Source organism: Parafrankia sp. BMG5.11 (genome assembly GCF_004337455.1).
In genome coordinates this window covers 13714-35197 of record NZ_SJXI01000159.1, presented here as the reverse complement: position 1 = coordinate 35197, position 21484 = coordinate 13714, and the positions used below count along the sequence as shown (strand labels likewise).

Below are 21484 nucleotides of genomic sequence, written 5' to 3'. Positions count from 1 at the left end.
CAAACTACGCTTCACGGCATTGTCTCCGGAGGGAGGAACCTGAAGGAGATAGTTGGCGTAGGGGTCGGAGACCTCGACTACTGTGCGGGCACGGCGCGGTGAGGTCACCAGACTACCGTGTCCGGGGACACAGTCAGCTCGTCCAGCAGGCTCAAGACTTCCTCGACGCTACTCACGACGGTGACACCTGGACGTTGAGCGTACTCCTGCGCCCACTCGTGCACCATGACCGTGTCCAGGAGAAAGACAGGCCGGCCGTGTTCGAGTGCGAGCCGTGCCTGTGTCCGGGCGCCGCTTTTCTCCGGCGCTTCCACCACGACCGTCGCGGCGGCGTATCCGCTCATCACACCGTTGCGCATCAGGAAGCTTGTCTTGGTCGGCGGGGACTCCGGCCAGAACTGTGACAGCACCAGCTGTTCGCGAGCCAGCTTCTCCTGAAGAGGCGCGTTCTCTCGGGGATAGGACTTGAGGAGCCCTGTTCCGATGACGGCGACGGTGCGGCCGCGCTCGCGCAGGGCGGCGCTGTGCGCAGCCGTGTCGACGCCGGCGGCGAGTCCGCTGATGACGACGCGGCCCCGCCGGGCAAGCCCGGCGGCGATCTCCTCGGCACGGCGCAGCCCCTCCGCCGAGGCCGAGCGGGTACCGACCACGGCGACCCCGGCGGCGTCGTCCGGGCTCATCCGGCCCCGGAAGAACAGGAAGGGAGGGCGCTGGTGGACGGTGAGCAGCTGCGCTGGATAGTCCGCATCAAGCAGCGTGACTACTCGAATGCCTTGCGCGTCCCACCCGAGCAGCGTCTCGCGTGCCGCGTCCAGGGCAGCGCTTATCCCGTCCGAGAACCCTTCGAAGAGGTCGCCCTGGTCCCCGTTCGTGTCGGCTTCGAGCACACGCAGCGCGCTGCCGGTCTCCTCGACCTCGTCAGCGACGAGCCCCCACTGACGGCGGCGGCCGCGAAGAAGCGTGAGCAGCGCCGCATGCTCCGTCAGACGGTCCATGTTTGGCGACCCTAGCTGCGGACTCATCGGCGCTCGAACCGGGGGACCGCGGATCCACACAGCACGAGACAGATCATGTGGTCTCCGTAGGCTCCCTGGATCACACCACACTCTTCGAACGCACGTTCGACGTTGGAGCCTATCGCACGCCCGGCCCTCTCGGTCGTGGTGGTTGGCCCGTCGGGGCCTGTCACGTCTTCGTCCTCGCGGCGAAGACGACCGTCAGGTACGCGCCAAGGTCGTCGCGTACCTGACCGACACCCCGGGCGTCGTCATGTGACAGGCGAACTCGGCCTGTGTCCTGCGGTTCTCCGCGGCACAGCGACCGCAGACGGCGCGAGTGCGGTACGTGTCGGCGGGGCTGACCTCGACGACACCCGTCCGGCACTCTCAGCCTTGGCGCGCAGGATCGCGAGGAGCACCCCCAGCCCGCGTCGAGAATGCTCGTGTCGGTCCGGATCATGTCGCTACCGCTGTCAGCGCAGCGCTGAACCGATGAACTGACCCGTCGCCCCCGCCCGAGGCGGAGGCGATGCTGTTGGGATGGGCCGGCGGAAACATCCTGCCCCCGAGCGGGAAGGGCTGGGACGTCCGCCTGCCCGGTGCCCGTCCGCGGAACAGTCGCTGGCCAGGTCTCCCGGTGAGCCTCACCGATAAAGTGGGTCCGTCGTCGAGCGGTGACGTACCTTCCGCGTGATGCGACCCCGGCGAACCCATCGTCGACGTGCGGCTCTCGGGCACCGAGGTCGTCGTCAAACTGACCGACCTGTGCAACATCGAGATGTCTTCGGTGGTGGTGCCCGATGCATCTCGCCGATCCTGATCAGGCATCGTCCCCGCCGAGGTGAAGATGGCCGACGTGCGTGCCTTGCTCGCGTGCTTCAGCGCGCAGGCCACGGACCGCGGAATCGATCATGTGTTTCGGTGGCAGCGCACTGGGCATGGGCGTTCTTGTGGTGAACCGGGATGGCGCTTGGGTGACCATTTGTACGGTTGTCCGCCCGCCACCCGCCGCTTTTCGTTGCTGTCGTGCGCCCGTACCGCGAAGCAGGCCCTGCAACGGCTTCTGGGTGCCAGACGTTCGGTCCGGTGGTGACTGGTGACATGGGCGGATCTGCCCGGCACGGTCGCGAGAACTCGGCCGCCGCTCTGGATCCACCCGACGGAACTGACCCGGGCGCTCCGCCCGGGTCCGAGACCGGGCTGTTCACCTCGCAGCTGTTCGAGCTGGCCCCGATCGGCCTGCTGATCACTGACCGGAAGCTGCGGGTACGCCAGATGAACCGCGCGATGCGAGCCATCAATGGGTTGTCCGTCGACGACATCGGGCAACGACCGTTGAGCGAGTTACTCCCCGACGTCCACCCCGGGGCCTGGGAGGTGATCCGTCAGGTCCTTGCCACCGGCGAGCCCATCCTCAACGTGGAGATCACCGGTTCCACTCCTGCCCCCCGGCCAGGGCAGCGGACTTGGCGGGTGTCCCACTATCCGCTCCGCGGCGGGGACGGGTCCGTCGCGGCGGTGGGCGTCGCCCTGGTGGACGTGACCGACCAGCGGCGGGCGGAGGCCGCGCGAGACAAGGTGGAACAGCGGTTGCGGCTGCTGGGCCGGGCCAGTGGGTTGATCGGAGCCTCACTGGACCTGACGGCGACGCTGGAGGGGATGGTCGAGCTCATCGTTCCCGAGTTCGCCGACAACTGCGACCTGTACCTCACCGAGGAGCCGCTGGACGCGACAGCCCCGCCGGCCCGGCTGCCGCTGCGTCTCACCGTCGCTGGGAACACGCCGTTGCTGCCGCCGCCGGAGGCCCACCAGCTCCTGCCTTCCGCCATCACCTATGTCGATCAGGACAACCCGGCGCACCGTTCCCTCGCCACCCGCCGTCCGGTCCTCTTCGACGTCGACGAGCGGGTGATCGCCAGCGTCGATCACCCGCAGCGGGATGAGCACTTCGAATACATCGCCGTTCGCACCGCAATCACTGTCCCGCTGCTGGTCGGCAACGAATACCACGGTTCGGTGTACCTCGGTCTCGGGCCGTCCGGGCGGACCTACACCGAGTACGACGTGCAGACCGCGGCGGAGCTCGGCAGTCGGATCGCCAATGCCGTCGCCAACGCCCGCGCCTTCGACCGACAGCGCACGGCCGCAATCACCCTGCAACGCGGGCTGCTGCCCGGCGGGCTGCCGGCCGTCGAGGGTCTGGACATCGAATGGCGCTACGAGCCCGGCACGGCAGGAACCGAGGTCGGCGGCGACTGGTTCGACATCGTGCCGCTGTCGGCCGGCCGGGTCGCCCTCGTCATCGGCGACGTGATGGGCCGTGGCCTGGCCGCCGCCGCTGTGATGGGCCAGGTCCGCGCCGCGGTCCGTGCCTTCGCCGCCCTCGACCTCCCGGCAGCGGACGTCCTGACGCACCTCGACAGCCTGGTGCAGAACATCGGTGCCGGGCCGGACGGTGCCCTCGTCAGCTGCGTCTACGCAATCTTCGAGCCGGCGACCGCCAGCATCACCGTCGCCAACGCCGGTCACCTCCCACCCGCCATCGTCGATGCGTACACAGACGCTCGGCTGCTGGAGGAGCCGGAAGGAATCATCCTCGGCATTGGCGGCCCACCGTGCACCGAAGTTCGGTACCCGTTCCCGGCAGGCAGCACCCTCGCCCTCTACACCGACGGACTCATCGAATCCCCGAAGATTGACATCGGTCAGGGTGTCCGCCAGTTGCAGGCGGCCCTCGTCGCCACCGGCAGCTTGCCCGCCACGGCCGAGCGGCTGCTCACCCTCATCGACCGCAGCGGCGGTTACGACGACGACGTCGCGCTCCTCCTCGTCCGCGCCACCGCGCGCGCCACCACCTGGACAACCACCGTGGAGCCCGATCCGCGGGCCGTCAAAGCCGCCCGCGACACCACCGTTGCCGCGTTGCGGCAATGGGAGCTCACCGACAGCGTCGATCTTGTGGAGCTCCTCGTCAGCGAGCTCGTCACGAACGCCATCCGGTACGCGAAGACCCCCAGCGACCTGACGCTACGCCGCGGTCGCCACGCCCTCTACGTCGAAATCGCCGATGGCGACAGCCGGGTGCCGCGCCTGCTGAACCCTTCCGCCGATGACGAGGGCGGCCGCGGGCTTCAGCTTGTCGCCCAACTCGCCACCCAGTGGGGAGCTCGTCCCACCCGCACCGGGAAGACAGTCTGGTTCGAACTCGACCTGACCTGCGCGGATAAGTCACTGTCAGAATAAGGGCGAGGACGGGCTGGCGGTCGAGGTGGCGAAGAGCAGCGCCTCGTCGGCGGCGAACAGGTGTCCGCCCGGCGGACAAGCGCCGACATCGGCATTCCGGGATCGGTCTACTCACCCCGGCGTGTCGGGCCGGAAACACCGATCTTGAAACAGTCCCGCACCTCACGTCAGAGCTGCTGATCGCCCACCTGGGTCGGGTTTGGGCACACGTCATACTGGCAGGATGACCTGCGTTTCCACAGGTCATCCGAGGTTTGCGGCTGCCTGTGTGCCCACCCGCTGCGGAACCCGGGTGCCACAATGTCTGCCACCACGGAACGGAATGATGATCGTGCCGTCCTGCGTCAAGAGCCAGCATCTGGCGGCCCGCAGTGTGGGTGGGGTGCGCGGCTTATGTCATGGTTGGCGGCGAACGTGTCGAGTCGGTGCGCGGCGCAGAAGCACGGGATTTTCCGTGATCTGTTTTAGGTGTGTGGGCTGTTCGGGTTGATGCGCATGCCGCAGACGGGGTCCGTGAACGGTTCGGTCGAAGTGGCGTGTGCGGCGTGCGTGGTGGGTCCGACGGTCGTTCCTGTCTCGACGGTGGGTTCGGTCGGTGTCGGGGTCGCCGTGGTGTCGGGTGGTGGTGGGGTGAAGTGGCGTAGTCGGTTGGCGTTGGTGACGACGGAGAGGGAGGACAGTGCCATGGCGGCGGCGGCGATGACGGGGCTGAGCCGGATCTCGAAGAAGGGGTAGAGCACCCCGGCCGCGATCGGGATTCCGACGATGTTGTAGACGAAGGCGAGGAAGAGGTTCTGGCGGATGTTGCGCATCGTCGCCCGGGACAGCCGGATGGCGGTGACCAGGCCGGTGAGTGAGCCGGAGACGAGGGTGATGTCGCTGGCCTCGATCGCGACGTCGGTGCCGGTGCCGATGGCGCAGCCGACGTCGGCCTGGGCGAGGGCGGGGGCGTCGTTGATGCCGTCGCCGACCATGGCGACTCTGCGGTGTTCGCCTTGTAGTCGCTGTATTTCGTGGGCCTTGTGTTCGGGGAGGACCTCGGCGAGTGTCCGGTCGATGCCGACCTGGCGGGCGATGGCGGCGGCGGTCCGCCGCCCGTCACCTGTGATCATGATGACGTCGAGGCCGAGCCGGTGGAGTTCGGCGATCGCCTGGGTGGAGTCGGGTTTGATGGTGTCGGCCACGCCGATCACACCGGCCGGGTGCCCGTCGACAGCCACGACCATGGCCGTCTTGCCGTCTTCGGACAGCCGGATCGTGTCCGCTTCGAACGAGGTGGGGTCGATGCCTGCGGCGGTGAGCAGGCCCGGGTTGCCGATGAGGACCTCGTGGCCGTCGACGGTCGCGCGGATTCCTTTACCGGTGACCGAGTCGAAGCCGGTCGGTTCGGTGAGGGGGATTCCGCGGCTGGTCGCGCTGGCGACGATGGCGGCGGCGAGCGGGTGTTCGGACGCGTTTTCGGCGGTGGCGACGAGGTGTAGCAGAAGGGTCTCGTCCATACCGGCGGTGGGCAGGATGTCGGTGAGCGTGGGATGCCCCTGGGTGATGGTGCCGGTCTTGTCCAGGACGATGGTGTCGAGTTTGTGCGCGGTCTCCAGAGCTTCGGCGGAGCGGATCAGGATGCCCTGGCTGGCGCCCTTGCCGGTGGCGACCATGATGGACAGCGGTGTGGCGAGTCCGAGTGCGCAGGGGCAGGCGATGATCAGGACTGCGACCGCCGAGACGAGCGCGAGGGTGAGGGCCGGTTGCGGTCCGGCGAGCAGCCAGACGACGAACGTCCAGATCGCGATGACGACGACCGCGGGGACGAAGTAGCCGGAGATCAGGTCGGCCAGCCGCTGGATCGGTGCCCTGGATGCCTGTGCCTGCTGCACGAGGCGGATGATCTGGGCGAGCATGGTGTCGCGGCCGACCTTGGTGGCCCGGAACCGGAACGCCCCGGTCTGGTTGATCGTCGCGCCGATCACAGTGTCACCGGCCTGCTTGGTGACCGGCATCGGCTCACCAGTGACCATGGACTCGTCCACCGTGGATCGTCCGTCGATGACCTCGCCGTCGACCGGGATCTTCTCCCCGGGGCGGACCAGCACGGTGTCGCCGGGTAGCACGTCCTCGATCGGTACGTCGATCTGCGCTCCGTCGCGGAGCAGGCGGGCGGTGTGGGCCTGCAGGCCGATCAGGCTGCGGATGGCCTGGCCGGTGCCGGCCTTCGCCCGTGTTTCCAGCAGCCGGCCGAGCAGGATGAGCGTGAGGATGACGCCGACCGCTTCGAAGTACACATCACGGACATCGGCTGGGAAGATGCCGGGCGCGACGGTGACCAGCGTGCTGTAGCCGAACGCGGCCGTGGTGCCAAGCGTGATCAGGCTGTTCATGTCGGCGCCGCGGTGGCGCAGCGCGAGCCAGCCGGTGCGGTGGATCGGCCAGCCCGTGTAGGCCATGACCGGGGCGATCAACGCCAGTTGCAGCCACCGGTTCATCAGCGCCTCGGGTACCCAGGTCGCGTGGAACAGGTCCGCGGCCATCACGGCGACGACGACCGGGAGGCTCAGCACCGCGCCGACAACGACGCGCCGGGTCAGGTCCCTGATCTCAGTCTGGCGAGCAGCGGTTTCGGTGTCGAGGTCGGCGGGCTCCGGAGCCACGGTCTGCCCTCGGTGCGGTTCGGTCGTCGCGTCGACCCGGGTTGTCTCGCCGCCGGCGGGAGAGCTGCCAGCGCCGTCGGGTCCGACGAGCAGAGTGCCGTGCACCATGTTCATCCCGCAGGCGAACCCGAAGCGACCGGGCCGGTCGGGTGTCAGCTCGACCGTGGTGGTCGCGTACGCGGGTAGAGCCGCGTTGATGCCGAAGTCGGGGAACACGACGTGAGAGGTGCAGTCCCCGCCTTCGCGCCGGTCGAAGGTCAGTTGCAGGGGGATGCCGGGACGGGCGTGGATGAGGTTCGGGGAGTAGCCGCCCGCCACGACGACCGTCGCCCGCTGCACGCCGTGATGCAGCTCGGTGCGCTGCGCGTGTTTCGGGCCGAAGAAGAACCAGGCGAGGAACCCCGTCAGGGCCAGTGCCGCGAGGACGACGGTGGGAATCATGTCCGCTCACTTCCCTGCCAGGGGTGAGGTGCTAGTGGTGGCTGTCGTGGTCGACGGTGTCGGTTGGCGAAGGGCTCCGGGGTACGGGAGTGTCACCGTCACTGTTGATCGCCGGCCCGATTACGAACGCGGAGATCGAGAACATCGCGGCGAACACCACCAGGGCGATAGCCGGGGCTCGCCAGGTGCCGAACCGGCGGCGTAGGCGGAGCAGGAACGGCACCGAGAGCAGCAGTCCCACCGCGCCGAACAGCACAGTGCCGGCGGCGCCGGCGACAAGCGCGGCGCCAGCCAGGAAACCGATGTGGTGCAGCACGTGCGGAGCCAGCCCGACCACACCACCAATCACGCCGACGAGGGCATTCCACGCTGCCCGGAGCCGCCCCCGGCTGGCCTGCTCCACCGGTCGAGGGATCTCCTGACCGTGTCGTACGTCGGGCTCGACCGGAACCGCACGCCGATCCTGCCGGGCTGTCCTGGTCATGGCCGGCCTCCGCCCCGACTCCGGCCCTGCAAGGTCATCACCATCACCCTCCCGCGCTGCTCATCCGTGAATCAGCAGGTTCTTGTTCCTGACCTACCCCGGCGCCGGCCCTGTTACCGGGGTGGGGTACCTGCTGAGTCCCGACCGCGTCCGGATGAACGTCACCGCCGGCACGGTCGACGCGGCACCCCGGCCGCCACCCGGAGAGGCGACACAGGGGAGTCCAGGTCCCGCCCAGGGGCTTCCGGTCAGCCCTGGGTGGATGTTTGCGGGTTGTCCTGTTCGTCGAGTCCGGGAGCTCCCCAGACCGGGAACCAACAGGACAGGTCGGGCTCGATCGGCAGGTCGCCAGCCAGGACGGCCCTGACTTCCAGCTCGGTCGGATTGTCGCGACGCTGGTCGCCCAGCGGGGCGAACGGGTACCAGTTGCCTCGCTTGTAGAGGTAGATCAGTCCCAGCGGTCGGGTGCCGTCGGAGAACGCGACGACCGTGCACAGCAGCGCGGGGCCGAAGCCGGCGTCGGTCAGGGCCGAGTTGGCCGCGTGCAGGTCGGTGACCAACCCGGCGAGGTCGTCGTCCGAGGTCCGTCGAATCAGCCAGACGTAGCCGAAGGCGTCGGTTCGGCGTTCGTACCTGGCGCCGTCCAGGGCGAGCAGGCGATCGATCTCCTGCTGCAGGCCGGCGAACGAGCCCCCCTCCGCCGCCTTGATACAGACCGATCCGACGCCGACGGGCCGCCATGGCGAGGACACCTGCAGGGTGACGGCCGCCGCGGGCAGGGCGAACAGCCGGTCGAGGTTCGGTGGTACCGGTCGGGACCGGCCCAGCAGAACGTCCAGGATCCGCATCTGCCGGCCCGCTACCTGGCTTCGCCGAGTTCGGCGGACAGCCGGGCGAGCTGCGTCAACCGGGTGTCGAGCGGTGGATGGGTGGAGAACAGCGAGGACAGGCTGAATCCCCCGGCCGCCGCCGGGGCGAAGAAGAAGGCGTTGAACGGCTCGGCGGCGCGCAGGTCCCGGGTCGGGATGCGCGACATCTCTCCGGTGATCTTGACCAGTGCCGATGCCAGCGTCGACGGTCGTCCGGTGAGCATCGCTCCCGAGCGGTCCGCGGCGAGTTCCCGGTAGCGGGAGAGCGCCCTGGTCAGGAGGAAGGACAGCACATAGACCACGGTCGAGGCGAGCACGACGACGAGCACGACGAGCGCGCCGTTGTCCTCGTCGTCGTCCTGGGAGCGGCCGAACCCGCCGAACATGCCGGAGTAGAGACCGAACCTGGTGATCAGACCTGCGAGTACCCCGAGGAACGAGGCCACGGTCATGACGGCCACATCCCGGTGCGCGACGTGGGACAGCTCGTGGGACAGCACCCCCTCGAGTTCGTCGGTGTCCAGCCGCCGCAGCAGCCCGGTCGTGACGCAGACCACGGCCCGCCGCTGGCTCCGGCCGGTGGCGAAGGCGTTGGGTACGTCGACGTCCGCGACCGCCACCGCCGGCTTGGGTGCGCCGGACAGCGCGCACAGCCGATCGATGACGCCGTGCAGCTGCGGTGCCTGCTCCGGCGTCACCACCCGGCCGCCCATCGCGTACAGCGCGATGCGGTCGGAGAACCAGTACTGGGTGAACAGCAGGCCTCCGGCGATCACGATGACCAGGACCGTTGACACGCCGAGCGAGATCAGGACGGCGACGAAGGCGACGTAGATCAGTCCGAGCAGGAAGACGGTCACCAGCATCCGGGCGGTCAGCCCGTGGTCGGCGGAGAACCGCCGCGGCGCGTTCACAGTCATGGCTGCCTTCTCAGCCCGGGACCAGGCCCTCGTCGCCGAGCAGCCCGCGGACCTCGGCGAGCGTCGCATCGGCTGGCGGGAGGACCAGGTCGGAGGGTGCCAGCCGGTCCGCCGGCGGCGTTGACCCGACTTCGCGGACGTGGCCGAGCAACGCGCGGGCGGCGGCACGGAAACCCGTCTCGTCGCCGGCCTCGATGGCCGTCACCAGCCGTTCGTCCAGGACATTCAGAGTGTTCAGCTCGCTGTCGGGGACGTCGAACTGCCCCTCACCCAGGATGCGTACGATCATGACTGTCTCTCCGGGCGCGTTCCCTGCCGTGAGCCGCTCGGTTGGGCGCTCCCGATCGCTCGCGGTCGGTTCCCGGCCGGCAGCGCACCCTTGATCGCGGCCAGCTCCCGCTCCACGTCGGACGACGCCGACAGCCGGTCCAGCTCGGCCTGGATGTCGTCACGCGGACCGCCCGCGGTCGCGTCATCCAGCGCCCCGGAGGCGAGCAGCTCGTCGATCGCACCCGCTCGGGCCTGCATCTGCTGAGTCTTGTCCTCGGCCCGCTGGACCGCCAGCCCGACGTCGCCCATCTCCTCGGAGACGCCGGCGACCGCCTCGCCGATCTTCGTCTGTGCCTCGGCCGCGGTGTACGTCGCCTTGATCGTTTCCTTGCGGGTCCGGAACGCCTCGACCTTGGCCTGCAGCCGCTGCGCCGCGAGGGTGAGCCGTTCTTCCTCTGCCTGCAGGGACGCGTGCTGCTGCTCGAGCTCCTGGACCTGCCCGGTGACTCCGGCACGACGGCTCAGGGCCTCCCGGGCCAGGTCGTCCCGGCCCGTGGCGACCGCCTGCCGGGCCTGCTCCGACAGCCTGTCCGCGGACCCCCGCAGCTGCTGAACCTGCAACTCCAACCGCTTGCGGCTGGTGGCGACGTCGGCAACTCCGCGGCGGACCTGCTGCAACAGTTCGAGCTGGCGCTGATAGGAGTAGTCGAGGACCTCGCGTGGGTCCTCGGCACGGTCCAACATCTTGCTGGCCTTGGTCCTGAACACCAGTGCCAGCCGTCGGCTGAGGCTCATCTGCGCCTTCCCTCCTGGAAACTCGGGAACCCCGGCCTCCGGCCGTGCGAGAGATCTACCCCCGGCAAATCGTCTACCGCCGAAGACTTGATCCTGGTCATGTCGACTCCTCCTCCTGACGGCATCGGCAGGCCATCCGCCGCCGCGCACGGGCCGTCGAGCAGGACACGGACCGAGTCGTACCCGGGCAGCGCCCGTGCCCACCCCGGCGACTGATCGAGCAGCGGAGCTGGATACCTTCCGGGGCGCCGGGGCGGTCGCCGTCACCTCGAGTTCCGCTTGTTACCGAGGGGTGGGAGGGCGTTGTTCGCCGTCTCGGTGGCGATGAGTGTCCACCGGGTCGTCCATATGGCGCATCATGAAGAGCATCATCAGTGGGCAGCCGGCCACGAGCAGGAGCGCCAACAGCGCCGTAGTAGGCACTCCGATGACAACCACAACAGCAATGACGATCGCTGCGGCCAGTGCGTATACCGGCAGGTTCTTCCTCATCGGTCCTCCTCCGTGTCCGTCCTATGTCAGTCTTTCCCAGCATGCTCCGGGGGAGCAGGGAACTTGGCGTCGCGGCAGAGGGGCCGATGCGCAGGGCAGCGGGGGCCGAAGGACCTACCACGGTTCCCGTAGGAACGGGTACAGGTGTAGCGACGAGTGCATTTTGGGCAGGCCGCCGTGGCTACACAGGCGGAGGGGCTCGCACCGCCGACCAGGCTTCCCGGCACACCGCCGGTCATGGGACCGACGTCTGGCGTCAGACAGGCGGTCGCTGCTCTCGCCCGACCTTCCTCGCCGTGGTCCGAGCAGCGCTGGTTGATCACGAACGGCCCAGGTATTCAGGAAACGGTTACTCACACCTTCCGAGTGAAGCGTGGTCCGCGGTCGGCGGTCATGCCCCACCCCCTGTTACGTTCCCCTCGAGTTACACAGCGTCACTGTCGGATTGGGGGGATCTGTGAAGCTATTCACTCGGCTCATGGCGACCGGTGTCGCCTGCGCCGGTTCACTCGTGGTGTGAGGTGCTGCCCGTTTCTCGGACACGGACGTAGACGGACTATAGCAGCTTTATGCTGCTTCCTTCACTGAGGTCTGGGCTGCGTGGTATGTGCGCTCGATGTGTTCTGGGGTGCGGTAGCCGAGCGTGGAGTGGAGTCGCTGCCGGTTGTAGGAGACTTCGATGTACTCGGCGATCGCGGTACGGGCGGCGCGGCGGGTCGGATAGGTTTCCCGGTGGACGAGTTCGTTCTTGAGTGTTCCAAAGAACGACTCCGCGGCGGAGTTGTCCCAGCACACTCCGGTAGCGTCGACCGACGGGCGCGCGCCGTGGCGTTTCAGGGCGCGATGGTAGGCATCCGACGTATATCGGTTTGCGCGCCTCGATCGGAGTGGAAAACAGTGTTCGGGGTGAGGGCGGTGCGGGAGGTGGCCATGGTGAACGCGTCGATGATGAGCTCGGTGCGCAGGTGGGTGGCCATCGACCAGCCGGCGACTTTCCGGGAGTAGAGGTCGATGACGGTGGCGAGGTAGAGCCATCCTTCGCCGGTGCGGATGTAGGTGATGTCCCCGACGAGCTTCTCGCCCGGGCGGGTGGCGGTGAAGTCGCGGCGGACGTGGTCGGCGGGCGGCGGGGCCTGGCCGGGGATGGTGGTGCGGCGGTAGGCCCTGGGCTGGCAGGCTTCCAGCCCTGCACGGCGCATGATCCGCCGGGCGAGACGGGCTGAGACACGCAGGCCGGAGGCGGTCAGGGCGGCGGCGATCCGCCGGGCGCCGTAGGTCTGGCGGGAGGCGGCGAACACCGCCCGCACGTGGGTGTCGAGGGTGGTGTGCCGGCGGGTCCGGGCCGACGCTGGCCGCCGGGACCAGTCGTAGAAACCGGATGTCGACACGGCGAGCCACTGGCACATCTTGCGTACCGGGTAGTTGTCCTTCTCCGCGGCGATCAGTTCGTACTTGTCGGTCACTGATGGCGTTGCGCGAAGAAGGCGGTCGCTTTTGAGAGGAACTCGCGCTCCATCCGGAGTTCCCGGTTCTCCTTCTCCAGCTCGCGGAGTCGGGCCCGTTCGGACATCGACAACGGTTCTTCTTCGCCTTGGTGTGCCCGCCGCCAGGCCGCGACCCAGCTCCCCAACGTTCCCTCGTTGATACCGAGATCCTTCGCGACCGCCGATGTGGGACGACCCGAATCGATGACGAGTTTAACCGCCTCGTCCTTATATTCGGGTGTGTATCGCCTGCGTGACTGACTCATTGATCTCCTCCGTTTACGGATCAATTATCCCCTATAGGGATCACTGTCCGAAGAACGGGGCCCACCTCATATCTCCTACACGAAATAGTATTTGCTCGCGTCGTAGCTGTGATGTGTGCGCCGTCTTACCTCTGGTGGCGAGGGTGAATACGGGGTCCTCTGCGCTGTAGAGCCCCACGGGCTGTCCCAGCTGCGGGCTGACCCAGGCATGTATCATCGGGGCGAGCGACGGCACCACGATGCTTCCGCCGATGAACGACGATGTGGTTCCGGCGCGGCTCGGTGACCTGCAGCCGGATGCTCACCCGTGCAGCTCTTCCAGCCGGCGGCGTTGTTCGGGGGGCATCTCGGCGAGCCGGGTGGCGAACGCGCTCAGCGTCGCCTGCCCATAGCGGGCCACCACCTGAGCGGTCCACACCAACCTCATGGTCCGAGCTTCCAGCGGCCCGAGTAGGGCAAGGGCACGCCCAAGGTCCTCCTCGGAGTCCACCGCCCCGCTCCCATCCTGAACCACATCTCCTACAGTCGATAGTAGCAATGCTGAGGAGCGGGGCGGGTTGGACTGCCTGGGCCGGGCTGCGGGCGCACGCTGACGACGCGATCCGTCGGGTCACCGGCCCTATTCCAACCCCTGTCTGTCGACGGCGACACTGTCGTGGTGGAAGCTGGTAGTGAGGGTGTGAGCGGCGTGCGGGGACGGGTTCGGTCGTGGCAGCGCGGGCCGTTGCGGCGGGGGATGGTGGTGCCCCGGGCCTTGGCTGTGCTGGTGGTAGTCGTGGTGGCAGTGGTGGTGTGGCAGTTTGACCGTGCTGAGGGTGCCAGCAGCGCTCCGCAGGCGGTGTCACAGCGGCTGGCTGCCGAAGCAGTGAAGATCGCCACCGACCGGCCAGATCTCGCTCGCCGGCTCGCGATCGCCGCCTACCGCACCGCCCCCACCCCACAAGCCCAGAACATCGTGCTGCACCTGCTAGCCTCCGGCGACCGGCCGCTGGCTACTCTCACCGGTCACACCGATGGCGTGAGCGATGTGGCGTTCAGTCCGGACGGTGGGCTCCTGGCCACGAGCAGTATCGACGGCACGGCTCGGCTGTGGGATGCCACCGCACAGGGTGCCGTCAGCGAACCCCTGGCCGTCCTCACCGGCCACACCGGTGGCCTCTACGGGGCAGCGTTCAGCCCGGACGGCCGACTCCTGGCCACCAGGAGCATCGACGGCACCGCTCGGCTGTGGGATGCCACCGCCCGGGGTGCCGTCGACGAACCGCTGGCCACCCTCACCGGCCACACCGACGGCGTCACCGACGTGGCGTTCAGCCCGGACGGCCGGTTCCTGGCCACCAGCAGTATCGATGGCACCGTCCAACTGTGGGACACCACCACCCGAGGCGGGGCTGACCAACCCCTGGCCACCCTCACCGCTGGCCGTGTCAACGGTGTGGTGTTCAGCCCGGACGGGCGTCTACTCGCCACGAGCAGCTGGGACGGCACCGCTCAGGTGTGGGATGTCACCGCCCGGGGTGCCGTCGACGAACCGCTGGCCACCCTCACCGGCTATGCCGGCAGTGTCTCCGACGTGGCGTTCAGCCCGGACGGCCGGTTCCTGGCCACCAGCAGCACCGACGGCACCGCTCGGCTGTGGGATGCCACCGCCCGGGGTGCCGTCAACGAACCGCTGGCCACCCTCAACGGCCACACCAGCAGCGTCACCGACGTGGCGTTCAGCCCGGACGGCCGGTTCCTGGCCACCAGCAGCACCGACGGCACCGCTCGGCTGTGGGATGCCACCGCCCGGGGCCAGGTTCAGCCGCTGGCCACCCTCACCGGCCACACCGGTGGCGTCTATGGGCCTGTGTTCAGCCCGGACGGGCGGCTCTTGGCCACCAGGAGCGAGGACCACACTGCACGAGTGTGGGATTCCACCGCACGAGGTGCCATCGACGATTCCCTGGCCGTCCTCACCGGCCACACCAACTCCGTCTACGATCTGGCATTCAGTCCAAACGGCCGGCTACTCGCCACAGGTAGCTGGGACAACACAGCCCGGCTATGGGATCTGGACGCCGGCCCGCTGGTTGGTGCCGCCTGCGACGAGGACGCGAACCGGCTCACCGAGGCTGAATGGAAGGCCGTAGTGCCCGGCGTTCCCTATGAGGCGCCATGCTGACCGCAGCGCCAAGCGCCGGGCGCTCTCAATCGGTCATGCGTCAGCTCTGATCCCGGTGAGATTCTACAGCCGCCAGGACTTCGAGAAGATCCTAACGCCGCTCGGTGGTACAGCGGGGGTTGATCCTGAAGGGTAGGGTTGGCGAGCAGAATGGAAACACTCTTACCCGGGTGTCGGTATTCAACGGTAGTGGGATAAGCGGCCTGGCGGCCAGAACCGTCGAGCAGCTCACGGCAAAAGGAGTTCCAGCCGCCAACATGGGCAACACCGCTGCCGGCAACTATCTATATAACCTCCCGTATCCTGTACGGTGAGGATGAGGGTGAGAAGGCGAAACAGTTGCACGGTTACATCCCGGACGGGAGCTGATCCCCGAGCCTTCTGTCGCCGGAGTCTAATTAATCGTGGGTTCGTTGTTCTTACCGATGCTCCGGTCCCACCCGCCATATTGGCGGCAGGTGGGTCTGACCATGTCTGTCGCCTGTGCCCCTACCAGGCCGCGCCAACTACCGCTCCAGACGGTGAGTCCTATTCATGTGTGTACTGAACGCAGTCCATCTCCCGCGTCCGTGATTGATAGTACGGCGCATTATTGTTCTGTGCTTCCCTCCGGGCCGGCGTGGCGGCCGTAGACGCAGGCGGTCGAGTGGCTGGCCTGGTTTAACGAGTGGGCTGGAGCAGGCTGTGGAGTCGGGCAAGGTTGATGTTGCCGCCGGAGAGCACCACCGCCGTTCGCTGTCCTTGGGCGTTCACTCGTCCGGCCAGTACCGCGGCGGTGGCGAGTGCGCCGCTGGGTTCGACGACCAGTTTCAGCTGGTCGAACAGCACGGCGAGGGCTGTGGTGATCTCCTTGTCGTCGACGACGAGGATTTCATCGACGTGCTGTTGGATGAGGGGGAAGGTCAGCTCGCCGGGAATCTCGCCGGTGACGCCGTCGGCGATGGTGCGGGGTACCGGGATTCGTACCCGCCGGCCCGCCTGCAGCGATCGGCGGTTCTTGTCGCCTGTGGCGGTCTCCACGCCGATCAGGCGGGTGTGGGGGCTGAGCGCGGCGGTGACCACGCCTGCTCCGGCGAGTTGTCCTCCGCCTCCCAGGGGGAGGACCAGCACGTCCACAGGGCCGGTCTGTTCCAGTAGCTGCAAAGTGGTGGTAGCCGCGCCGGCGATGACGTCGTGGTGGTCGTAGGGCGGGATGAGGGTGAGATCGCGCTCGGCGGCCAGCTGGTTGGTCAGGGCGAAGCGGTCGTCGGAGTAGCGGTCGAAGGTCACCACGGTCGCGCCGAGGTGCTTGACCGCGGCGAGTTTGGTCGGTGGGGCGTCGGCGGGCATCACGATCAGCGCTGTGGTGTTGAGCATGGCGGCGGCGATGGCTACGGCCAGTGCGTGGTTGCCTGATGAGAACGCAATAACTCCGCGGGTAAGCCGCTCCGGAGGTAGGCAGGCCAGGGCGTTGTAAGCGCCACGGAACTTGAACGAACCGGTGCGCTGCAGATTCTCGCATTTGACCAGCACTTGCCCGCCGGTGTGGTCGTCCAGGACGGGGGCGCGCATGACGGGTGTGGTCACGGCGACCGCGGCTAGGCGCGCTGCGGCGGCACGTATGTGGTCCAGGGTCACGGCCTGCTCGATGGCCGGTACCAGCGGGGTGCTCATCGGTTAGGTGCCTTCCGGCTAATACCGCGCATGGTAGGAACGGTGCGCATGGTGGGCAAAGAGGTTCCAGCGGCCGGTACGGGCGGGACGCGGGAGGGCAGATGGCCGCTACGCAGCAGCGCTACCAGAGCTATGGTGCCCGCCGTACCGGTGACCGCCAAGGCGGTCCACACCAACCACGGCCGGCCGCTGGACAGGCCTACATCCCACACCATGCCGGTGGCCAGGTTGCCGGCGGTGATGCCAATACCGGACAGGGTGTTATAGAAGCCGTAGTGCGTGGCTACCAGACGACCGTCGGCTAGCACGACGATGGTGTCCATCTCGAAGGGGTAGGCGATCGCGGTGCCCAAAGTCAGCAGGACCGTGGTGACCACCGCGGGCGCCAGCGCCAGCGCCGCTCGAGGCATGGTCGTCGGTGTGGTGGGGGCCAGGTGTGCGGTGAGTACCAGTGGCACAAACGCCGCGCTCATCAACGCCACGCCGGTGGTGACCGATCGGCCGGGACTGAAGCGGGCTTTGGCCCATGCGGTCAGCCGTACCTGTCCCAGGATCGCCACCACTGCCGAGGTGGCGAACAGCACGCTGCTGCCTGCGTTCCCACCGTCCCCACCCAGCACACGCCCGGCCTGCAGAGGCAGGGCCAGGTAGATCTGCGCGGACAGGACATACGAGGTGATCATCGCCAGGGAGAACAGGAGGAAGGCCCGGTTGCCGACCACCACCCGCCAGTCGGCCAGCACCCCGGCCACCCCGGTGGCGTGCTGGGTGCCGCGGTCGGGAACCCGCGTGGGCAACGACCGCAGTTGCAGGATCGTCAGGGCGGCGAAGATGACTGCGGCGGTAAGGCACACCACGCGGAAGTCCAGCATGATCAGGGCCAGTCCGACCACCGGTCCGATGAGGATCCCGGCCTGATAGAAGACGTTGAACACCGCGAACGCCTCCACGCGGCGTTCCCCAGCGTCCGCGGCGAGGTAGGCGCGCACCGCCGGGTTGAACAACGCCCCGGCCAGTCCGGTGGCCACCGAGGCGGCCAGCACTGCAGGCAGTGTTTCCACCACTCCCAGTAGGCCGAAGCCCACCGCGCGCAGCCCGCACCCAGCGATGATCATTGGCTTGTAGCCGAGCCGGTCGGCCAGGGTGCCGCCGAGCAGGAACAGACCCTGCTGGCTCAGCGTGCGTACCCCCAGGACCAGCCCTACCGTCCACGCGGCCATGCCCAGTCCACCGGCAAGGTGGTTGGCCAGGTAGGGCATGAGCATGTAGAAGCCGAGATTGATGCCGAACTGGTTGACTACCAGCAGCCGCACACTGCCCGGAAAGGAGCGGAACTGCCTCCATGTGCCCGTCATCGCCGGGCACCCAGGTGGGTTAGACGCGCATCGGTGACCGGATCAACCACGGTCGTGCAGCGTGTCCACCGTTTCACGACCTGGTCCGCGGGGTGGGTGATGTGGTCGGGATCGTCAGCGGGAGGCCGCCCGAGCAGGTCGTGAGTGTCGCAGAACGTATCGCTGTAGACGGTGTCGAAATAGCGGTGCGGCCCGTCGGGAAAGATTGCCGCGATGCGGGTTTCCGGTGGCAGCCTCCGCGCCAGCCATCCAGCGACCAGGCCGACCGCCCCCACGCTCCAGCCGCCGCTGGCGTAGTGGTGTGCGGCCAGCGCCCGGCAGGTCCATACCGCTTCGGTGGCGTTGACCCAGTGCACCTCGTCGAACGCCGAGTAGGCGATGTTGTGGGGGTAGATGCTGCTGCCCAAGCCGCGCATCATGCGGGAAGCGGCAGGCTGACCGAAGATGGCGGATCCCACGGTATCCACCCCCACCAGCCGCAACCGTGGGCAGAACTCGCGCAGCATCCGGCTGACCCCGGCGGAGTGCCCACCGGTGCCCACACTGGCGACTAGCACGTCCACCCGCCCCAGCTGCGCCACCAGCTCGACCGCCAGTGGCTCGTAGGCGGTGATGTTGTCAGGGTTGTGGTATTGGTCCGGGCACCAGGCACCGGGATCAGTGTCCAGCAGCTGACGCACCCGGCGACGTCGCGCCTCTTGCCACCCACCGACGGGATCTGGCTCGGTCACAATGTCGACGTCGGCGCCGTAGGCGCCGAGCATGTGCACCATCATCGGTTCCATGCCCGGGTCGCTGACCAGGGTGACTGGATGTCCGTAGACGATGCCGGCTAGCGCCAGCCCCAGCCCCATGGTGCCGCTGGTGGACTCCACGATCCGCGCACCCGGGGCCAGCTGGCCACGTCGACGGGCGCACTCCACCATATGCAGCGCGGGACGGTCCTTGATCCCGCCAGGGTTGTGGCCCTCCAGCTTGGCCCAGAAACCCCGCCCGTCGTCGGTGAATGGCTCGTCGATCCACAACACCGGCGTATTGCCCACTGCCCCCGCAGGGGTGTGACACGGCGTTGCGGGTGAGGGCAGCACCAGCCGAGCTGAGGACGGCACCACCTGCTCGGACAGGGGCAACGCACGTTGCGTGACAACAGCAGCATGAGAACGAACGCTCATCAGTCGAAAGTCCTTATATCGCGACGCGGAAACGGTCATCGGCATCCGAGTGCGCCCGACATCCGCACCGCGACCGCCTCCACCGCCTGCGTGCTCACGCGCAGAAGGAGGGAAGCGGGGCACGGTGCTGTGTCAGGCGCCGCGGTGACCCGTCACCGTCGCGACACACCCACCTGCACGAGCAACTCGGCACCTGCTAACACGCAGATCTCGCCGACGATTGCGGCCGTCGGCCGAGGCTGTGTAGACCACGCCGCCACCTCGGCCTTTGACGTGGAAACCGAATTCGGTGCAGGTGCCGATGCCGGCTGCACGCCGAGCAGGTTCACGTCATCCGGCCCACAGGAACGATGATCATGTTGGGGTGGTGTAGCCGGGCGCTCGATCTCGTGATCGCTATCGGGGCCGGCGAGGGTGCGGGCATCGTCCTGATAGGGCACACCGCGGGCGCCGGTCCCCTGATGAAACGAGCCGTCCGCCGTGAGAACCGCGCCGAGCGTGTCACTTGAGATGGTGTATGACGCCGCCTCGCTCTGGCCGGGACACAGCGGTACACAGACCAGGGCAAGTACCGCCGCAACCATCAACCGCCACCAGGATCGTGGTCTGTGGGCGGCGGCGGTTGACACAGCTTCCACCCTACCCCAACCATTACGTGGAGTAGTAATTTAACTACTTGGCGTAGAAAATTTATTAGCATAAAAGGATGAAAAACTGAGAATGGGTTCGGGGGTGGTCGACCGGCATCCGGACGGAGCCAGCACACCTTCCCGAGGGACTCTTGTACTGCGTGAAGCGAAGGCGCATCGAACGAAACCCGCCCTGGCTATCAAAACCGGACCCAGCCCAGGTCGCGGACGAGTACCGGGTGAGGTGCTGCCCGTTTCTCGGACATCGACGTAGCAGGATTATACCAGCTTTATGCTGCTTCCTTCGCCGAGGTCTGGTTTGCGTGGTATATGCGCTCGATGTGTTCTGGGGTGCAGTAGTCGAGCGTGGAGTGGAGTCGCTGTCGGTTGTAGAAGACCTCGATGTACTCGGCAATCGCGGTACGCGCGGCGCGGCGGGTGACAAGGTTTCCCGGTAGACAAGTTCGTTCTTGAGGGTGCCGAAGAACGACTCCGCCGCCGAGTTGTCCCAGCACACGCCGGTGGCGCCGACCGACGGGCGTGCACCGTGGCGTTTCAGGACGCGATGGTAGGCGTCCGACGTGTATTGGGCGGCCTTGGGTGCCTTGGGCGGAATGGTGAATGACGCCGGGGGCGGGCCGGCGGTGCTGGAGGGCCATGGTGAGGGTGTCGGCGACGAGCGGGGTCTTCTGCTCGTCGGACATGGACCATCCGACGATCTTGCGGGCGTACAGGTCGAGGACGACCGCGAGGTACAGCCAGCCCTGCCCCGTCGGGACGTAGGTGACGCCGGCCGTCCAGACCCGGTTCGGTGTGGGGGGCGAAGTCGCGTCCGACCAGGTCGGGTGGCAGGTGGGCGGCGGTGGACCCCTTGCAGGCCGGCCTGTCTCATCAGTCGGGCGACGCGCTTGCGGCTGGTCCGGACACCCGCGGCGGCCAGGTCGGGGTGCACGCGTGGGGCGCCGTAGGTCGCCCGGGACGCCGCATGCACCGCGGTGATCTTCGTGGTCAGGGTCTGGTCGTCGGCGACCCGAGCGGACTGGCCGCCACGGCGGCGCCAGGCGTAGTAGCCCTCGCGTGACACACCGAGCACGCGGGCCAGGACGGAGACAGGGTGGTGTGTTTTCTCCGCGTCGATCAGAGCGAACTTCATTTCTGATCGGTCTCCGCCGCGAAGAAAATTGTGGCCTTGCGGAGGATCTCGCGTTCCTCCCGGAGCTGCCGGTTCTCCTTCCGGAGTCTTTTCAACTCGTCACGTTCCGCGGCGGACAGCTCATCGGCCCTCGTGCCTTCCTCCTGTTCGGCCTGGCGGACCCAGTTACGGATCGACGGCCCCGACGGGCCGTATTCCTTGGCCAGCGCCTCTGGCGAGTGACCGGCTCGGACAAGTTCCACCATCTGCCGGCGGAACTCCTCCGTGTACGGCGGTTGTGATCTCGGCACCTGCACTCCTCCCTGGGACCATTATCCCAAAGAGCCCAGGTGTGAACAGGAACGGGCCAACTTCACACCTCCTGGCGGATCTACAGTCCGGAAACCCCGCACACCCTCGGCCGAAAGATACAGATCAAGAGGCCCCGAGCGCGCGGTGGTGAGCGGAGGCA

The 21484-nt window shown here is 67.7% G+C and carries 16 protein-coding genes and 2 pseudogenes; 3 read left to right on the top strand and 15 right to left on the bottom strand.

Annotation, left to right across the window (positions count from 1 at the left end; translation table 11 throughout):
- Positions 1-104: 104 nt before the first annotated feature.
- Complete coding sequence (locus tag E0504_RS48395; RefSeq protein ID WP_112104916.1) at positions 105-995, bottom strand: DNA-processing protein DprA; 891 nt, start codon at positions 993-995, stop codon at positions 105-107.
- Positions 996-2099: 1104 nt separating this feature from the next.
- Here E0504_RS48395 and E0504_RS48385 point away from each other — a divergent pair.
- The gene (locus E0504_RS48385; protein ID WP_112104915.1) at positions 2100-4241 is read left to right on the top strand and encodes a SpoIIE family protein phosphatase; all 2142 of its coding nucleotides are present in this window, start codon (positions 2100-2102) and stop codon (positions 4239-4241) included.
- Between the two features lie 464 nt (positions 4242-4705).
- Here the strand turns inward: E0504_RS48385 and E0504_RS48380 are convergent, their stop codons facing one another.
- The 9 genes and pseudogenes from E0504_RS48380 to E0504_RS53895 form a co-directional block, all read right to left on the bottom strand.
- Positions 4706-7327, bottom strand: coding sequence for a heavy metal translocating P-type ATPase (locus E0504_RS48380; RefSeq protein WP_112104914.1), 2622 nt, complete (start codon positions 7325-7327; stop codon positions 4706-4708).
- Positions 7328-7358: 31 nt separating this feature from the next.
- Entirely contained in the window at positions 7359-7811 is a 453-nt protein-coding gene (locus E0504_RS48375; RefSeq protein WP_207974733.1) for a hypothetical protein, read from the bottom strand.
- A gap of 248 nt (positions 7812-8059) precedes the next feature.
- Positions 8060-8659, bottom strand: a complete 600-nt coding sequence (locus tag E0504_RS48370) for a hypothetical protein (RefSeq protein WP_112107640.1) — start codon at positions 8657-8659, stop codon at positions 8060-8062.
- An 11-nt stretch (positions 8660-8670) separates the two neighbouring features.
- Positions 8671-9600 carry a zinc metalloprotease HtpX gene (gene htpX, locus E0504_RS48365; protein WP_112107639.1) on the bottom strand — a complete coding sequence of 310 codons (930 nt, stop codon included), beginning with the start codon at positions 9598-9600 and terminating at the stop codon, positions 8671-8673.
- Between the two features lie 10 nt (positions 9601-9610).
- On the bottom strand, positions 9611-9889 hold the full coding sequence (locus tag E0504_RS48360) for a hypothetical protein (RefSeq protein WP_112107638.1): 279 nt from the start codon (positions 9887-9889) through the stop codon (positions 9611-9613).
- A complete protein-coding gene (locus tag E0504_RS48355) occupies positions 9886-10665 on the bottom strand; it encodes a PspA/IM30 family protein (RefSeq protein WP_112107637.1) in 780 nt (259 codons plus the stop codon). The genes E0504_RS48360 and E0504_RS48355 overlap by 4 nt, the downstream gene beginning before the upstream one ends.
- Before the next feature lie 282 nt (positions 10666-10947).
- Positions 10948-11157, bottom strand: coding sequence for a DUF2933 domain-containing protein (locus E0504_RS48350; RefSeq protein ID WP_112107636.1), 210 nt, complete (start codon positions 11155-11157; stop codon positions 10948-10950).
- Positions 11158-11724: 567 nt separating this feature from the next.
- Positions 11725-12907: pseudogene (locus tag E0504_RS48345) on the bottom strand (IS3 family transposase).
- Positions 12908-13208: 301 nt separating this feature from the next.
- Entirely contained in the window at positions 13209-13334 is a 126-nt protein-coding gene (locus E0504_RS53895; RefSeq protein WP_255565722.1) for a hypothetical protein, read from the bottom strand.
- 333 nt (positions 13335-13667) lie between these two features.
- Between E0504_RS53895 and E0504_RS48340 the strand changes: the two genes are divergently transcribed.
- Positions 13668-15071, top strand: a complete 1404-nt coding sequence (locus tag E0504_RS48340) for a WD40 repeat domain-containing protein (RefSeq protein ID WP_243657987.1) — start codon at positions 13668-13670, stop codon at positions 15069-15071.
- Between the two features lie 104 nt (positions 15072-15175).
- Positions 15176-15385: a LytR C-terminal domain-containing protein gene (locus tag E0504_RS54820; protein WP_112107633.1), complete on the top strand. Its 210-nt coding sequence runs from the start codon at positions 15176-15178 to the stop codon at positions 15383-15385.
- 346 nt (positions 15386-15731) lie between these two features.
- On the opposite strand, the gene E0504_RS48330 is transcribed toward E0504_RS54820, so the two are convergent.
- The 5 genes and pseudogenes from E0504_RS48330 to E0504_RS48310 all read right to left on the bottom strand — a co-directional run bounded on the left by E0504_RS48330 (position 15732) and on the right by E0504_RS48310 (position 21278).
- A complete protein-coding gene (locus E0504_RS48330) occupies positions 15732-16724 on the bottom strand; it encodes a pyridoxal-phosphate dependent enzyme (protein WP_112107632.1) in 993 nt (330 codons plus the stop codon).
- Positions 16721-18079, bottom strand: coding sequence for an MFS transporter (locus E0504_RS48325; protein ID WP_131627932.1), 1359 nt, complete (start codon positions 18077-18079; stop codon positions 16721-16723). The genes E0504_RS48330 and E0504_RS48325 overlap by 4 nt, the downstream gene beginning before the upstream one ends.
- A complete protein-coding gene (locus E0504_RS48320) occupies positions 18076-19251 on the bottom strand; it encodes a PLP-dependent cysteine synthase family protein (protein ID WP_165938871.1) in 1176 nt (391 codons plus the stop codon). The genes E0504_RS48325 and E0504_RS48320 overlap by 4 nt, the downstream gene beginning before the upstream one ends.
- A 152-nt stretch (positions 19252-19403) precedes the next feature.
- A complete protein-coding gene (locus E0504_RS48315; protein ID WP_131627930.1) occupies positions 19404-19835 on the bottom strand; it encodes a hypothetical protein in 432 nt (143 codons plus the stop codon).
- Between the two features lie 335 nt (positions 19836-20170).
- A pseudogene (locus E0504_RS48310) lies at positions 20171-21278 on the bottom strand (IS3 family transposase).
- Positions 21279-21484: the final 206 nt, after the last annotated feature.

Coding starts and splice junctions, on each gene's coding strand:
- E0504_RS48375 (WP_207974733.1), bottom strand. CDS start 7,811: ATGACCAGGACAGCCCGGCAGGATCGGCGTGCGGTTCCGGTCGAGCCC.
- E0504_RS48320 (WP_165938871.1), bottom strand. CDS start 19,251: ATGAGCGTTCGTTCTCATGCTGCTGTTGTCACGCAACGTGCGTTGCCC.
- E0504_RS48395 (WP_112104916.1), bottom strand. CDS start 995: ATGGACCGTCTGACGGAGCATGCGGCGCTGCTCACGCTTCTTCGCGGC.
- E0504_RS48380 (WP_112104914.1), bottom strand. CDS start 7,327: ATGATTCCCACCGTCGTCCTCGCGGCACTGGCCCTGACGGGGTTCCTC.
- E0504_RS48385 (WP_112104915.1), top strand. CDS start 2,100: ATGGGCGGATCTGCCCGGCACGGTCGCGAGAACTCGGCCGCCGCTCTG.
- E0504_RS48355 (WP_112107637.1), bottom strand. CDS start 10,665: ATGAGCCTCAGCCGACGGCTGGCACTGGTGTTCAGGACCAAGGCCAGC.
- E0504_RS53895 (WP_255565722.1), bottom strand. CDS start 13,334: ATGAGGTTGGTGTGGACCGCTCAGGTGGTGGCCCGCTATGGGCAGGCG.
- htpX (WP_112107639.1), bottom strand. CDS start 9,600: ATGACTGTGAACGCGCCGCGGCGGTTCTCCGCCGACCACGGGCTGACC.
- E0504_RS48370 (WP_112107640.1), bottom strand. CDS start 8,659: ATGCGGATCCTGGACGTTCTGCTGGGCCGGTCCCGACCGGTACCACCG.
- E0504_RS48360 (WP_112107638.1), bottom strand. CDS start 9,889: ATGATCGTACGCATCCTGGGTGAGGGGCAGTTCGACGTCCCCGACAGC.
- E0504_RS48325 (WP_131627932.1), bottom strand. CDS start 18,079: ATGACGGGCACATGGAGGCAGTTCCGCTCCTTTCCGGGCAGTGTGCGG.
- E0504_RS48330 (WP_112107632.1), bottom strand. CDS start 16,724: ATGAGCACCCCGCTGGTACCGGCCATCGAGCAGGCCGTGACCCTGGAC.
- E0504_RS48315 (WP_131627930.1), bottom strand. CDS start 19,835: ATGGTTGCGGCGGTACTTGCCCTGGTCTGTGTACCGCTGTGTCCCGGC.
- E0504_RS48350 (WP_112107636.1), bottom strand. CDS start 11,157: ATGAGGAAGAACCTGCCGGTATACGCACTGGCCGCAGCGATCGTCATT.